The following is a 15267-nucleotide window of genomic DNA, read 5'->3' as shown; positions in this document are numbered from 1 at the left end:
GGCAATTTTAGCGCGTCGCGTGCAAAAGCATGAAAAAACAAGGGGCGTACCTCGGGAGACGCCCCTCGCCCATCCAGAAAGACCTGTCGGCCCCTACATGGGCCTTGTTTCGAACGTGTCCCCAGGCTCGAGGACCCTGGCTAGACGTCAGCTTGAAAAGGCTCGAGGAAAGCCGCCCGGAAAGCCACCCGGAAAAGCCACCCCAAGCCCGCCTCAGCCCAGCCCCACGCACAGCGCGGCGACGATCGAGCCGATCACGAGAACCGCGCCCACCGTCTTGCGCCGGTTCAGCTCCGACCACAGCAACACGCCCGTCAACGACAGCAGGATGATGCTGCCCGCCAGCGTATCCACCACCAGCACCCAGCCGATGCTCATGCCCACGCCCTTATGCAGGTTGGTGAGCGTGGCGAGGAACGAATTTTCGCTGCGCTTGACGGTCACGTAATCATTGCCCACCCAGTAATCCGCCGAGGTGTTCTCACGCGGCGAGGCGAAGCTGATCTGCCAGTGCTCCGGCTGGGTCATGCTGCGATCGCCCCACGCCACCTTGTGCTCCGGTTCGTTCTGCATGCGCCCAGGCTTGCCTTGCAGCTTTAGATCCTGCTTGAGCCACTTCGCGAGTTCGCGCGGCGTTTCCGGGGCCGGTTGCGGCAACGGCACCTGCACGGAAGAGACCACCGGTTCGCCCGTCGACACGCGCAGCGGACCGCCGCGATGATTCAGCAGAAAGCCGGTGGTACCGAACAGCAGACCTAGCGCCGCGCCCCACAAGCCGATCCAGCCATGCACCTTGCGCAGCCACTTGATGAACGTGATGCGGCGCGCGCCCTTGGGCTTGCGCACCGGTTCAGCGCCGCGCTCGCGCCGCGGCGGCACGTTGCTGCCACCGCGACCGGCGTCGAAGCGTTGGTCCGACCCAGGCGTTACGCCACGATCCAGTTCGTCTACAGATGCACTCACGTTTCACTCCATTGCCGCAACAGGTTGTGATAGCAACCAACGAGGCTGCGGCGAGCCGCCTCGTCGGCCTGGGTCGCGTTCAGGCGTTGAATCGCGGTGTCCATGTCGAACAGCAGCGCGCGTTGCGTGTCGCTGCGCACGAGACTTTGCGCCCAGAAAAAACTCGCCAGCCGCGCGCCGCGCGTCACAGGCGTAATGCGATGCAGGCTGGTGGCCGGATAGACGATCATGTCGCCCGCCGGCAGCTTCACCTGTTGCACGCCGTAGGTGTCCTCGATGATCAGCTCGCCGCCGTCGTATTCATCCGGTGCCGAGAGGAATAGCGTCATCGAGACGTCGGTGCGGACCTTGGCACCGTTCGGTAGGAGCCGCACGGCGCCATCCACGTGACTGCCGAACTCCATGCCGCCTTCGTAGCGATTGAAGAGCGGCGGATAAACCTGGTTCGGCAGCACGGCGCTGATGAAGAGCGGATGCCGCTCCAGCGCGGCGAGGATCACGTCGCCGAGTTCACGAGCGAGCGGCGAGAACTGCTCGATCTGCTGATTGTTCTTGACCGGCGCGCCCTGGTAGCCGGCCGTCGCGCGGCCATCCACCCAGGCACTGCCTGCCGTATCGAGCCGTTCGCGCATCGAGCGCAGTTGCTCGTCGTCGAGCACTTTGGGAATCTGCAACAGCATCCATTCATCCTTTCGCGGGTGGCCGCTGGGTCAGGGTCAGGTAACGAGGCCTGACAAACGCACCAGCAAATCGTGGATCCGACGCGGCCACCCGGCGCGAACGTGTCGGCTTGAATCAGAAGCGGTAATCGACGGTCGCGAGGAAGGTCCGGCCAATGCCCGGCACCGAACGGCCGCCATCCGATGGAATCAGCGCGTCGTAGTAGTACTTGTTGGTCAGGTTCAGCAAATTCAGACGCACGTCGTACTTCTTCGCGTGATAAGCCGCCGTGGCGTCCCAACGCGTGTAGCCGCCCACTTCCACGTAGTTAGTGTTCGACGCATAGCGCGAGGACATATAGCTCGGACCGCCGCCAATTTCCCAATGTGGCGTGAAGGCATACGTGGTCCACAACGTCAGCGTGTTACGCGGCGTGTTGGCCGGCGTGTGACCCTGTGTACCATCCATCGCCTTCAGGATGACAGCGTCCATGTACGTGTAGCCACCATAAATCTGCCACTTGTCGGTGATGTGACCCGTCACGCCGGCCTGATAACCGTCCACGCGGATATCGCCGTCGAGTTCGTATTCGGTGGGCGAAACCTGGGTGCGCGCGTTGGTCATTTCCTCGCGGAACAATGCCGAGGTCACCGACAGATTGCCGCCCAGCAGATCCCACTTGCCGCCCACCTCATACGAACGGGTCGACTCAGGCGCCAGATTCTGCGTCAGATTGGTGACCGTGAGGGCTTCCAGTGAGGGATCGAAAGATGTGCCGTAAGAGAAGTAATACGACTGCCAGTCGGTCGGCTGATAGATCACCCCGGCGCGCACGCTGGTGAAGAAGTTGGTCTGGCTCGCGTACAACGGCGCGCTGATGGTGTTGTGAATCTGCGCCTGGAAGCGATCCCAGCGCACCCCACCCACCACCTTCCAGTGCTGGCCGAGCGAGATCGTATCGTTGATATACGCGGCGATTTCGTTGGAGCCCGAGTCCGCGTAGTTGCCGGTCGTCGTGGTGCCCCCCGGCGTCGACGACAGGGCGACCGGATCGACCAACGACACCACCGGCAGGTTGTTGCGCGTGTAGGCCTGGTTTGTATAGCTGTCGTGACCGAGTTCGACCCCGGCGATCACGTCGTGCTTGATCAGGCCGGTGGTGAATTTGTAGTCGAGCGAGGTGTCGTTGTAGATCGCGTGATTCTGGATCACGCGGTCATGGCTTTGCAGCTTGATGAACAGATCCGACGGCGGCAGGTTCGTGTAGTTGCCGTTGGAGAGCGCCGGGCTGGTCGCCAGCGGGCCGGTCAGCACCGCCTGCGGCGCGGTTTCGCGCGCGTCGGTCATCGAATGCGAGATCTGCGTCTGGTTGGTCAGCGACAGGTCATCGGAGAACTTGTGTTTGATGGCCGCGGTGAAGATCTGCACGTCCTGGATCGTGCGGTCCGTGGTGAGGCCATAGAACGTATTCTTGCCGACCGGCGCCGGATGTCCGTTCAACGCCTGCACGCCGTAGTCCGGCATGTCGTTGTTGTGCTGGATCAGCGCGGACAGCGTCACCTCCGTGGGCGTGCCAATGCCGAAGCGCGCTTCGGGCGCGATGCCCCAGTCCTTGTTCTTTTCGTAGTCGCGCGTCGAACCCATGCTCTGGCCGAACGCGTTGATGCGCAGCGCGGAGGTATCCGTCAACGGATGGTTGAGGTCGACGGTGCTGCGATAGCGGTCGTCCGTGCCGACCGTCGCCGACACTTCGCCGGACTCCTGCAGGTTCGCCTTCTTGCTGACCTGGTTGATCACGCCGCCGGTCGAGCCGCGCCCGAACAACATCGACGAAGGGCCGTACAGCACTTCGATTTCCTGCAGGTCGAAGGTATCGCGATAGTACTGGTTGCGATCGCGGAAACCGTCCAGGTAGATGTCGTTGATGGCCGTAAAGCCGCGCAGGTTGATGTTGTTGCCGATCTGCCCGCCTTCCGCGGCGCCGATCGTGACGCCCGGTGCGTTACGCAGCGCGTCCTGGAACGAGGTCGCACCCTGCGACTGCAGCAGGTCCTTGTTGATGACCGTCACGGTCTGCGGGATATCACGCAGCGCGGTCGGCTTCTTCGCGCCCACCGACGACGTGTCGGCCTGGAAATCCTGCTGCGCCTGGCTGGACACCGAAATGGTCGGCAGCGTGCCGTTGCCGCTCGAGGTGCTGTTCGACGCGTTGTTCGCCGCTGCAGACGGCGCGCTTACCGCGGCCGCCGGCGTGGCCGCCGGAGTTGCCGCCGGCGTGGCCGAAGGTGCTGCCGTGGTGGATTGTGCGAATGCCGAAGTGGTGAAAGGTACAGCCAAAGCTAGCGCTAGCGCTGTTGCCAGCGGCGTTTTGTTATACATAGAAATCCCGTCAGAGATGACCCGTCGGAGCAGCAAGGGCAACAACGCTTGCGTGTCGAGGGGGCGACGGCTGGCTGGCCGCTTTCCGGAGGTGGCAGGAAAGCAGTGGGCTGGCGTATGCGTTTAAATGAGAATGACTATCATTTCATATGTATCTTAATATTTCAATCTTTCGGGAACTTTTCGATCGGCTAACTTGTTTCGAAAAATTACAGAATGTGACGAAGGCTGGCGCACGGACGTGGAAACACGTATGGCAAGCTCGTGCAAGCTACGCGGGCGGGGGATCGGCGGAAACGGGGAAGGCGGGACGGTTGGAGCGAGGAGAGCGACGCAGGAAGCGGTGCAGCAGAACGAAACAAGAGCGCCGACGGGGTCGGCGCTCCTTTCACTTCCAGGTCTTTAGAAAGGCAGCTTGGCGTCCGGCTTCTCAGCCAGGATCACGCGACGGAAATCTTCCTGAATGCGGGTGAGCGCCGCATCGTTGTCCGCCTCGAAGCGCATCACCACCACCGGTGTGGTGTTCGACGAACGCGCCAGGCCGAACCCGTCCGGATACTCGACGCGCAGGCCGTCGATCTTCACGACGTCGTCCGCACCCGTGAACTGGGCGCTCTTTTGCAGACGCGCGATGAGTTCGAAGTTCTCGCCCTCTTCCAGCTTCAGTTGCAGTTCCGGCGTGGAGTGCGAGTTGGGCAGCGAATTCAGCAGCGCGCTCGGGTCCTTCACACGCGAGAGGATTTCCAGCAGACGCGCGCCCGTGTACAGGCCGTCGTCGAAGCCGTACCAGCGGTCCTTGAAGAACACGTGGCCGCTCATTTCACCTGCCAGCGGCGCGCCGGTTTCGCGCAGTTTGGCCTTCACCAGCGAGTGGCCGGTCTTCCACATTAGCGGTTCGCCGCCCTTGTCCTTCACCCACTTCGCCAGGTTGCGCGTGCACTTCACGTCGTAGATGATCTGCGCGCCCTTGTTGCGCGACAGCACTTCTTCGGCGAACAGCATCAACTGACGGTCCGGGTAAATGATCTGACCGTCTTTCGTGACGACGCCGAGACGGTCGCCATCGCCGTCGAAGGCAAAGCCGATTTCCGCGTCGGTTTCCTTCAGCGCCTTGATCACGTCCTGCAGGTTTTCCGGGTGCGCCGGGTCCGGGTGGTGATTCGGGAAGTTGCCGTCGATCTCCGTGAAGAGTTCGACCAGTTCGCAGCCGAGCTTCTTGAAGAGCCTGGGCGCGAGGCCACCAGCAACACCATTGCCGGTATCCACGACGATCTTCAGCGGCCGGGCCAGCTTGATGTCGCTGACGATGCGCTCGAGGTAGGCGTCGGCAATGTCGTAGTCCGTATACGTGCCGTTGCCGCTCGCGAAGTTGTCGTCGACGATGCGCTGATGCAGCGCAAGAATCTGGTCGCCATAAATAGCGGCGCCGCGCAGCACCATCTTGAAGCCGTTGTAGTCCGGCGGATTGTGGCTGCCCGTCACGACGATGCACGAGTCGATGCGACGCTCGCCGCCCGCCAGTTGCAGCGGCACGCTCGCCGCGAAATAGCCGACCGGCGTCGGCACCATGCCGACATTGACCACGTCGACCCCGGCGGCGCGCAAACCATCCGACAATGCCGCGATCAGATCCGGACCCGACAGGCGGCCGTCGCGGGCCACCACCACGGCGTCGCCGCCTTGCGCACGCACTTCGCTGCCGAACGCGCGGCCGATCAGACGGGCGGTGTCGGCGTCGAGTGTCTTGCCGATTACGCCGCGAATGTCATATGCCTTGAAAATAGATTTGGAGATCATGGTTGGCTCACTTGCGTGCAATGGAAAATGTGACCCGCTTCTTCTGACGGACAGCGGCGGTCATGGGTGGTCATCACGCTACCCCCTCACCGGAAGGGACCCGGGTCCAACTTATACCAACTTATAATTGCGCTTTTCAGACACGCCTTACAGACGACTATTCTAATGCTTAGACGCCCTCCCATCGTAAAGTTGCCGCAGCACGCGGCGAGGCGGGCAATCGCACAGACAGCCACGGCCAGTCTGGCGCAATGGGCGGCTAGCGGATGCTGACGTTCAAAGGCATCAAGGGCATCTCCGGGCGTTTCGCCAACCCCGATGTGACGCGGGCTTTCGCCAACATCGTCTGGCTCGGACTCGAACGGCTCACGCAGATCGCCGTGGCCATCGCCATCAGCGGCATGCTGGCCCGCTACTTCGGGCCGGACATCTTCGGCAAATGGCAGTACGCGAATACGCTGCTGCTGGTGCTCTCGCCCATCACCTGGGTATGCGGCGCCGAAATTCTCGTGCCCACCATCGTCAACCGGCCGCCCGCGCAACTGGGCACGGTGCTCGGCAGCGCCTTCGCGTTGCGGCTGTCGGTCTCGGCCTGCGCCTTGCTGCTGACGTGGTTCGGCATTGCCGCGGGCTTCACCGATCCGCTGGTCGGCGCCATGCTGGCGGGGCTCGCGGTCACCATGCTGTTTCGCGAGCCGTTCGTGGGCGTGATCAATTCGTGGCTGCAAAGCATGACGTATAGCAAGCCGCAATTGCTCACGAGCATGAGCACGGCCATCGTCAAAGCCGCCCTCGTCTACCTGCTGGTACGCGCCGCGGCCACACCTGCGCGCTTCGGCTGGCTGTGGGCGCTGGAATCCGCGGCGATCGGCGCGGTGCTGCTGGTCTACTACATACGCCGGCATGGCGGCACGCTCGGCTGGCGTCTCGACCGTTCGCTCTTCAGGCACTTCGCGACCGCGGGCACGGTGTTCTGGCTCGGGCTCATCTGTATGTATCTGTTCCTGAAACTGGACCGCCTGATGCTGGAGCGCGCCATTTCGTTTGCCGATCTCGGCCGCTATTCCGCCGCCCAGCAATTGAACGAGAACTGGATCACGCTCGCACTGATGCTGGCGCAGACCATTGCGCCCGCGTTCGTCTACCGTGTGCAGGAACCCGCGCGCCTGCGTCGCAACATGTGGCGCCTCACCGCGCTCACTGCGGCGCTGATGATCGGCGGCGCGGTGGTGCTCGACCTGCTTGCGGGCATCATCATTCGTCGCGTGTTCGGACCGGCTTATGAAGGCGCGATCGACATCTTCCGTTGGGCAGTATGGCTTTCGGTGCCGGCCGGGATCGAAGCGATCGGCAATCTGGTGGTGTTGAAATATCAGGCGAAATTCGTGCTGCTGTCGAAGTGGCTGCTGGCGCTCGCTGTGGCCTTCGTCGTCAACCTGCTGGCGATTCCGCGTCTTGGCGCATACGGCGCGCTGGTCGGACTGGCGCTCGGTTATCTGGCCGCCGCCTCGGTCAACCTCTATTACATCCGTTTCAAACTGCGCCCATGACGCCATCACCCGCCTCTGCGCAGACTGCTGGCAGCGCTCGTGCAACGCTCGACGACGTGGCCGTGCTGTTGCCTGCCTATAACGGTCAGGCCGAGGTCGAGCGCACGCTGGCGTCCTTCGATGAAGATGCGTTGGTGCACGTGCTGATCGTCGATGACGGCAGCACGCCGCCTATCGTCGCGCCCACGCTGCCGAACCTCGCCATCGACGTGCTGCGCATGCCGCGCAACGGCGGCATAGAAAAGGCCCTGCAAAGCGGCATGGATGCGCTCGCTGAGCGCGGCTTTCGCTACGCTGCCCGCATCGACTCCGGCGACCTGTCCGTGCCGCAGCGGCTCGCGAAGCAACGCGCGTATCTGGAGTCTCATGCGCACGTGGCCGGCCTCGGCATGTGGACCCAGGTGGTCACACCCGCAGGCGAGCCGCTCTTCATGCTGACACCCCCCCCTGAGCCCGATGCCATCCGTCGCCTGCGTTTCTATCGCAGCTGTCTTGCGCACCCTTCGATGATGTTGCGTGTCGACGCAGTGCGCGCCGTGGGCAACTATCGTGCGGACTATCGCTCCGCTGAAGACCTCGATCTGTTCCTGCGTCTGATGGAACGCTACGACTGCGCCAATCTGCCCGAACTGGGTCTCTACTACGAGATGAATCCCAGCGGCATCAGCGCTACGAAGCGGCGCACACAGGTACGCTCGACGCTGCGGCTGCAACTGCGCTATTTCAACGCGCGCAATCTGTATGACTGGCTCGGGCTCGCGAAGAACCTGCTGCATCTGGTCACGCCGTATCGCGCGCTGCAAGCTGTCAAACAGCGGCTGTATGCAGCACGTGCCTGACGGCATGCACTGCCAGTCCCTCGTCAAATCCCTATGAAGCCGAACGTTCCACTGCGCATCATCCTCGTCTGCAATACGGCGTGGGCCATCTACACTTACCGGCAAGGTCTGCTGCGCGAGCTGCTCGCACGCGGGGTCGACGTGACGGTGCTGGCTCCGCGCGATCGCACCTTCGACCTGCTGGCGACGATGGGTTGCCGCTGCATCGATCTGCCGGTGGCATCCAAGGGCACCAACCCGCGCGACGATCTACGCACACTGTGGGCGCTGTTTCGTCATTACCGCGCCATCCGTCCAGACCTCGTGTTTCACTACACCATCAAGCCGAATATTTATGGCTCGCTGGCCGCGAAACTCGCGGGCGTCAGTTCGGTTGCGATCACAACGGGTCTCGGCTATGTGTTCATACAACACAGCCGCGCCGCACAGGTCGCCAAAATGCTGTACCGTTTCGCGTTCCGCTTCCCGCGCGAGATCTGGTTTCTGAATCGCGATGACAAGGCGGCGTTCGTCGACCAGAACCTGCTGGTGCATCCGGAGCGTGCACGTCTGCTGCATGGCGAAGGCGTCGATCTCGAACAGTTTGCGTTTACACCGCTGCCAGAGACGACACATTTCGACTTCATACTGATCGGCCGTCTGCTGTGGGACAAAGGGGTCGGCGAATACGTGGAGGCGGCGCGCCGCCTGCGGGCGCATTATCCGCAGGCGCGCTTCAAGCTGCTCGGGCCGGTGGGCGTGGACAATCCCAGCGCCATCACACGTGAAGAAGTGGCCGCGTGGGAAAAAGAAGGCGTCGTCGAATATCTCGGCGAGGCACACGATGTCCGTCCATTTATCGCCGCCGCTAATTCTGTCGTATTACCCTCGTATCGTGAGGGCGTGCCGCGCACGCTGATGGAAGCCTCGGCGATGGGCCGGCCAATCGTCGCGACCGACGTGCCCGGCTGCCGGGAAGTGGTCGCGCACGGCGTCAATGGATTGCTGTGTGAAGTACGCAACGCCGAAAGTCTCGCCGGGCGGCTCGCACAGATGCTCGACATGAGCGAGGCAGAACGGCGCGCCATGAGCGAACGCGGCCGGCAAAAAGTCATGGCCGAATTCGATGAGCGCGGCGTCATAAACCAATATAAAGACCTGATACGAAACCTTACGGGCGTTTCACTTTAACGGAGCACAAGTATGGCCACGAAGGGCACGATTCTGGTAACGGGCGGCGCGGGATTCATCGGCTCGCACACCTGCGTCGAACTGTTGAACGGCGGCTACGATGTCGTCGTGATCGACAATCTCGTCAACAGCAATCCCGAATCGCTCGAACGCGTCGAACAGATCACCGGCAAGTCCGTGACGTTTTACGAAGCCGACGCACGTGACGCGGCCGCGCTCAAGCGCATTTTCGACGCGCATCCGATTACCGGCGCGATTCACTTTGCGGCACTGAAGGCAGTGGGTGAATCGGTGGCAAAGCCCATTGAGTACTACAACAACAACGTCGGCAGCCTGCTCACGCTGCTTGCCGTGATGCGCGACCACAACGTGAAGACGTTCGTGTTCAGTTCGTCGGCGACGGTGTACGGTGTGCCGAAAAGCTCGCCCATCGACGAATCGTTCCCGCTCTCGGCCACCAATCCCTATGGTCAGTCGAAGCTGATGGCCGAGCAGATTCTGCGCGATCTCGAAGTGTCGGACCCGAGCTGGCGCATCGCCACGCTGCGCTATTTCAACCCGGTGGGCGCGCATGAAAGCGGTTTGATCGGTGAAGATCCTGCCGGCATTCCGAACAACCTGATGCCATATGTCGCGCAAGTAGCGGTGGGCAAGCTCGAAAAGCTGCGCGTGTTTGGCGGCGACTACGACACGCCTGACGGCACCGGCGTGCGCGATTACATCCACGTGGTCGATCTGGCACGCGGGCACCTCGCCGCGCTCGATGCGCTCGTCAAGCACGACGCGAGTCTCGTGGTGAATCTGGGCACGGGCCAGGGCTATAGCGTGCTGGATGTGGTGCGTGCCTTCGAAAGCGCCTCGGGCCGCCCTGTGCCGTACGAAATCGTGGCGCGCCGTCCTGGCGACGTGGCGTCCTGCTACGCCGATCCGGCTGCCGCAGCGGCGTTGCTCGGCTGGAACGCGGAGTTCGGCATCGAACGGATGTGCGCGGACCACTGGCGCTGGCAGGAAAAGAATCCGCGCGGCTACCAGGCCTGACGTTGCCTGACTGGCCTGAATAGAGGCGGAGTTTCCGCTGGAAATTCAACCCGCCGCGAACGCATCGCGCCTTCGCGGCGAGCGCGAAATTCGCTGTGTGCGCAGTCGTACATTCGCGCCGTATAAATGATCGTACTTTTCTTCTAACCGCGGGGTGCGGTGGCTCGAACGTGCGCATAGCGCGCCTCTTCGCAGCAACCGCCGTACCCGCGCGGCATGTCAACGGACGGGCTGATCTTCGCAAACATCGGGTAGATGGCGCAGATCGCGGCTCACCGTCTCGCACGTCGCGCGACACTCATCGCGTCCGACGCGCGGCCTCACAAAAACGTTTTCCTTGCACGATGACCTGTGCGTCGTCATGCGTCGTCGGCACACTTTGGTATCGGAGCGACATTGCCATCATTTCGTCAGCAATAGCAGCGAAACTCGAGCTGCGTAGTGAGAGGACCCGCGCCATTCAACCGAACCTCGGCCGCTCGATCCGCAAGGATAGAAGCGGATCTGCAGGATCGAAAATCGTCTTGAAGAAACGATAGACTGGCCCGGTGTTTGGGAATCCTGATTGCGTACCATGCAATCTGCAACGAGGGGAAAACGACATGTCGGACGGATTGCTTCCCATCGCTGGAAGCGTGCCGGAGTCACTCCGGTTTCAATACGACGTCAAGTCGATCGCGAACCTCGCGGAGTTCAAAACCCTGCGGCGCGAATGGGATGAACTCACCAGTACGGCACGGACCTTCTCATTTTCGCTCACCTATTCCTACTGTGAAGTCGCCGCCGCGCGTTTGATGTCGGCTGGCGGGCGCGTCGAAGTGATACGCGTGTACGACGCCGGCCGTTTGTGCGCGTTATGGCCGGTGGCGATCCATCGCAAGGGCTTGCTGCGTGTGGCGAAAACCTTGAGCTGCGGCACCGACGAGGAGTACGGCGGTCCGCTGATGCGCGACGAAACCGATCACGACGTGTTGATGCAAGCCGTTCGCGCCGCAACCAGTATTCACGCCGATGTCCTGCAAGTGCGCTTCGTGCGCAGCGACAGCGCGCTGCAAGGCGCGCTCGAAGCGCTGCCGCATTCGTGGCTGCTGCCCGTCGTCCCACAAGGTCTGCGCGACGATGTGCCGGGCTACACGATGGATCTGCGTCAATATCCCCGTTGGGAAGACTTCACGGCAACACGTTCGAAGTCGATGCTGGTCGATTCGCGCCGCCATGCCAAACGTCTGCATGCCAAGGGACAGGTGGAAATGGGCTGGTGCAGGACCGCCGAGGACGCCGAAGCAATCCTCAGCTGGCTATTCGCCAACAAGCGGGAATGGGCCAAGGCGCGCGGGTTTCACACGCCCTATCTGGTGCACGATGAGGTCAGGGACTTTTTCATCGAACTCGCGCGTCGAATCGATCTGACCGCGATGCCGCTCGTCACTTTTATCAGGCTGGATGGGGTGCCGGTTGCCGCGTCGCTCAACGTGGTGGGATCCCGTTATTTTGAAGGCCTCATCACCACGTACGACGAAGCGCTCTCGGACTGCTCGCCCGGCAATCTGATGCACGAGTTCTGCATGAAATGGGCGCACGAGAAAGGCTGCGATTTCGATCTGCGCCCGGTTTTCAGCACGTATAAGGCGCGCTGGGCGAATCACATCACCCGCCACAGCACGCACACCCTCTTCCTCACGCTGCGAGGGCGCCTGGCGGAATACGGCTTGCTCGCGGGCTACGCCGAGCGGATCAAGGGCAGACTGCGCGATACGCTCGCGGAGCGGCGCCGTGCCGCGGAGAAATCCGCCCGTCCCGACGCCTCGTAAGCGCGTATTGCCACGGCGCTTCAGGTACCGCCTGCAGGCGCCATTCCAGGCGAGTGCCACTTCAGGTGCCACTCAGGTGCCACTTCAGGTGCCGCGTCACTCTCCTCGCACACGGGTCGCCGTGGTCGCGAACACACACGATCTCTCTTCCTCATGCTGGCCTGTCGACGTGGTTCAGTTACGTCAGTCGTCGACGCGAACTGGATTGACCCAAGGGTTAACGCTCAGCCTCGCTAATGCATGCGGTAGACGTAGCGTCCCTCGCATCGCTGACATCTTCGAACAAGTTGACCACCAGTTGAATGGCTGCATCGCCGTGCACGCGTGTCGCCGGAAAAACCATCGGTATTTTCGACCGGCATTTAGCGATCCGAACAGTGTTCAGCAGACGCACACGTACCCCAATAACTCAGGATCGCTAAACGATCGTTCGTGCCCCGCTCACGTCCGGGAAAATCCGCACAAAGCCACTGCATTGGCGTTTTATTCGTATGAATAAAACGCCAGGCATTCATTTTCCCAATCGCTTTATCCAATTGATCGCCATAACCTCGGGTATTATTCCGCACCGAAATAGGGAGACCGGTAGTAAATCCGTCATCGTTACATTTTGATACGTAATTTCTACTCCATTACCGCGAAAAACGTTTCATTTATGAAAAGAAAAATATCCTTCCTATGATCACATCAATAGGGCCTGTAGCGGACCACTGGTTATGCAGATTTAATATTTGTATACAACAACTTACCGGATATTTCTTCGCCTTTTCGTTGTGTCCCCGGTAATTCAGTCACTATCGCATCTCGCCTCTGTTTCTTTTTTTCGGAGTATGTTTTTTGCTAATTCGCACTTATTTCCGATAGAGGTAGTGACACGGAAAATGTATCTTTTATACTCCGCCGCTCCTAGACCATTGCGGAAAAAGCGGCATGTTGTCTGACAAACGTAAGATACAAACAGGTAGGATTTCCTCCCTTTTCCTCGAGCAGTCGGCTGACCAGCTTCCGATTCCCGGTTTTGCCAATGCTCCTGCGACGCGCCGGAAATTTATGACTGGCCTGCTGGCCAGCGCCGGCAGCCTGGCCCTCGCCGCATGCGGCGGTGGTGGCGGTGGCGCAAGCGAGGCGACGAGCGCGAATGCCGCCGTCGACAAGGCTCAAGCCAAGACGGCTGAGTCGGCCCAACAAACGGTGATGCCGCCCGCAGCGCAGATCATCGACGCTGGCGGCAACAAGTGGACCCTGGTGAATGGCCAGGTCCTGCAAGGCGGCGTGAACACGAACTGCCCGGTGGCAGCCGTGTACGTGATGTACTGGAATCACACCGTCTACTGCGAAAACGAATACGCATGGTGGTATGTGTACGGTTCGAACGGCTGGTCGGCCTGCGCGGATCCGCGCGGCAGCACTGAGTCGGGCCAGCAAACGGTGATGCCGCCGGCGGCGAAGATCGTCGACGTGGGCAACAACGTGTACACGCTGTCGAACGGCGCCGTGTTCCGCAATGGCGTGAACACCAGCTGCCCGGTGGCCGCCGTGTACGTGATGTACTGGAACCACACCGTCTACTGCGAAAACGAATACGCAAGCTGGTACGTGTACGGCTCGAATGGCTGGTCGGCCACCACCGACCCGCGTCAGGCCGCTGAATCGGCGCAGGAAACCGTGGTGCCGCCGGCCCCGTCGATCATCGACGCCTCGGGCGCATCGTGGACCCTGTCGGGCGGTATCGTGTCGCGCAACAACGTCAACACGAATTGCCCGGTTGCCGCGGTGTACCTGATGTACTGGAACCACACCGTCTACTGCGAAAACGAATACGCAAGCTGGTACGTGTACGGCTCGAACGGCTGGTCGGCCACCACCGACCCGCGTCAGGCCGCACCGGCCACGAGCACCAGCAAGTTCCCGCTGTTCTACGGCATCAACGGTCACATGGCTTACCCGACCGGCGTCTATTCGACGATGAGCGCCGCGCAGCAGGTCGCAATCCTGAAGGACCTGGGCGTCACGAACTATCGTGCGGACGTGGCCGGCTCCGGCATGGCGCAGACCGTTGCCAACGCGCTCAACGGCGCGTTCAAGGGCAGCGGCATCTCGATCCTGCCGTGTATCGTGCCTATGTCGTACGACCAGACGGCATCGGAAAGCTCGCAATACACGCTCGGCTACAACCTCGCCGTGTCGATCATGACGCCGTTGAAGGGCCTCGTGAGCGTGGTGGAATGCGGTAACGAACTCGAAGCCAACGGTCTCATCACCAATGGCGCGGGCAACCTGCCGAACAACTACAACCCGGCTTACTGGCCGGCATACCGCGGCGTGCTGCGCGGCATGATCGACGGCGTGAAGGCCGTTGATCCGACCGTGAAGGTCGGTATCAACGTCGGCGTTCCGCTCGCCTACTGCGCGCTGCAGATGCTGTGGAACGGCCAGACGCCGAACGGTTCGGCCACGCCGACCTCGGGCGCGACGCCGCTGAAGTGGGACATCCAGATGTACCACTGGTACGAAACGTCGGGCATGATCACCGAGGCGGGCGCGCAGGGTCTGACGAACGTGCTGCAGGTTCTGCAGCAGTCTTTCAACCTGCCGATCTGGCTGACCGAGTGGGGCTATTACATGTACGACTCCCCCACCCAGCAGAGCAGCTACGTTTCGGGCACGCTCGCGTACTACTACGCGCTGCGTCAGCAGTACAACGTGCAGTCGATCATGATGTACGAACTGATCGACATGACGACGTCCGACGAATACGGCGTGATCGATGCCGACGGCGCGACGCACAAGCCGTGCTACGCAGCGTTCAAGGCTTACACCTCGGCCAATACGCCTTAATCGGCCTTGATCGGCCTTGATGCGCCTTGATGTGCCGATGCGCTAGTTCGCTCTGGCGCGCTGTAATACAGACGGCGACAGTGCCCGCCTTTGGTGGGCCCCAAGCGGTGCTTTCACAAGAAGCACCGCTTTTTCTTTTTGTTCGCCATGCGCGCATCGCCGCGCATTTCGCCAACACCCCTCTATATAGATGTAACAGATTCTTTTCCGCCGGATCTGCCG

General features: G+C 61.5%; 10 protein-coding genes. 6 read left to right on the top strand and 4 right to left on the bottom strand.

Annotation, left to right across the window (positions count from 1 at the left end; translation table 11 throughout):
* Window positions 1-213: 213 nt before the first annotated feature.
* From D0B32_RS20535 to D0B32_RS20520, 4 genes are all read right to left on the bottom strand, one after another.
* On the bottom strand, window positions 214-879 hold the full coding sequence (locus D0B32_RS20535) for a PepSY-associated TM helix domain-containing protein (protein WP_117336323.1): 666 nt from the start codon (window positions 877-879) through the stop codon (window positions 214-216).
* Between the two features lie 80 nt (window positions 880-959).
* Window positions 960-1643, bottom strand: a complete 684-nt coding sequence (locus tag D0B32_RS20530; RefSeq protein ID WP_117336107.1) for a Fe2+-dependent dioxygenase — start codon at window positions 1641-1643, stop codon at window positions 960-962.
* A gap of 115 nt (window positions 1644-1758) precedes the next feature.
* On the bottom strand, window positions 1759-4002 hold the full coding sequence (locus D0B32_RS20525; protein ID WP_117336106.1) for a TonB-dependent siderophore receptor: 2244 nt from the start codon (window positions 4000-4002) through the stop codon (window positions 1759-1761).
* Window positions 4003-4404: 402 nt separating this feature from the next.
* Window positions 4405-5799: a phosphomannomutase/phosphoglucomutase gene (locus D0B32_RS20520; RefSeq protein ID WP_117336105.1), complete on the bottom strand. Its 1395-nt coding sequence runs from the start codon at window positions 5797-5799 to the stop codon at window positions 4405-4407.
* A 266-nt stretch (window positions 5800-6065) separates the two neighbouring features.
* On the opposite strand from D0B32_RS20520, the gene D0B32_RS20515 reads away from it, so the two are divergent.
* The 6 genes from D0B32_RS20515 to D0B32_RS20490 all read left to right on the top strand — a co-directional run bounded on the left by D0B32_RS20515 (window position 6066) and on the right by D0B32_RS20490 (window position 15045).
* Window positions 6066-7349 carry an oligosaccharide flippase family protein gene (locus tag D0B32_RS20515; protein WP_117336104.1) on the top strand — a complete coding sequence of 428 codons (1284 nt, stop codon included), beginning with the start codon at window positions 6066-6068 and terminating at the stop codon, window positions 7347-7349.
* On the top strand, window positions 7346-8188 hold the full coding sequence (locus D0B32_RS20510) for a glycosyltransferase (protein WP_117336103.1): 843 nt from the start codon (window positions 7346-7348) through the stop codon (window positions 8186-8188). Before D0B32_RS20515 ends, D0B32_RS20510 begins: the two co-directional genes overlap by 4 nt.
* A gap of 33 nt (window positions 8189-8221) precedes the next feature.
* Window positions 8222-9358 carry a glycosyltransferase family 4 protein gene (locus D0B32_RS20505; protein ID WP_117336102.1) on the top strand — a complete coding sequence of 379 codons (1137 nt, stop codon included), beginning with the start codon at window positions 8222-8224 and terminating at the stop codon, window positions 9356-9358.
* A 12-nt stretch (window positions 9359-9370) separates the two neighbouring features.
* Window positions 9371-10396: a UDP-glucose 4-epimerase GalE gene (gene galE, locus D0B32_RS20500; RefSeq protein WP_117336101.1), complete on the top strand. Its 1026-nt coding sequence runs from the start codon at window positions 9371-9373 to the stop codon at window positions 10394-10396.
* A gap of 602 nt (window positions 10397-10998) precedes the next feature.
* The gene (locus tag D0B32_RS20495; RefSeq protein WP_117336100.1) at window positions 10999-12207 is read left to right on the top strand and encodes a GNAT family N-acetyltransferase; all 1209 of its coding nucleotides are present in this window, start codon (window positions 10999-11001) and stop codon (window positions 12205-12207) included.
* Window positions 12208-13257: 1050 nt separating this feature from the next.
* Complete coding sequence (locus tag D0B32_RS20490) at window positions 13258-15045, top strand: glycosyl hydrolase (RefSeq protein WP_259295075.1); 1788 nt, start codon at window positions 13258-13260, stop codon at window positions 15043-15045.
* Window positions 15046-15267: the final 222 nt, after the last annotated feature.

This window comes from Paraburkholderia sp. DHOC27 (genome assembly GCF_003429005.1).
Taxonomy (GTDB): Bacteria; Pseudomonadota; Gammaproteobacteria; order Burkholderiales; family Burkholderiaceae; genus Paraburkholderia.
The sequence above is the reverse complement of the archived record's forward strand: the minus strand, read 5'-3'. Positions and strand labels throughout refer to the sequence as shown.

What these genes read in the sequence shown, in the direction of transcription:
- D0B32_RS20495 (WP_117336100.1), top strand. Translation starts at nt 10,999, where the DNA reads ATGTCGGACGGATTGCTTCCCATCGCTGGAAGCGTGCCGGAGTCACTC.
- D0B32_RS20505 (WP_117336102.1), top strand. Translation starts at nt 8,222, where the DNA reads ATGAAGCCGAACGTTCCACTGCGCATCATCCTCGTCTGCAATACGGCG.
- D0B32_RS20515 (WP_117336104.1), top strand. Translation starts at nt 6,066, where the DNA reads ATGCTGACGTTCAAAGGCATCAAGGGCATCTCCGGGCGTTTCGCCAAC.
- D0B32_RS20525 (WP_117336106.1), bottom strand. Translation starts at nt 4,002, where the DNA reads ATGTATAACAAAACGCCGCTGGCAACAGCGCTAGCGCTAGCTTTGGCT.
- D0B32_RS20520 (WP_117336105.1), bottom strand. Translation starts at nt 5,799, where the DNA reads ATGATCTCCAAATCTATTTTCAAGGCATATGACATTCGCGGCGTAATC.
- D0B32_RS20530 (WP_117336107.1), bottom strand. Translation starts at nt 1,643, where the DNA reads ATGCTGTTGCAGATTCCCAAAGTGCTCGACGACGAGCAACTGCGCTCG.
- D0B32_RS20490 (WP_259295075.1), top strand. Translation starts at nt 13,258, where the DNA reads ATGACTGGCCTGCTGGCCAGCGCCGGCAGCCTGGCCCTCGCCGCATGC.
- galE (WP_117336101.1), top strand. Translation starts at nt 9,371, where the DNA reads ATGGCCACGAAGGGCACGATTCTGGTAACGGGCGGCGCGGGATTCATC.
- D0B32_RS20510 (WP_117336103.1), top strand. Translation starts at nt 7,346, where the DNA reads ATGACGCCATCACCCGCCTCTGCGCAGACTGCTGGCAGCGCTCGTGCA.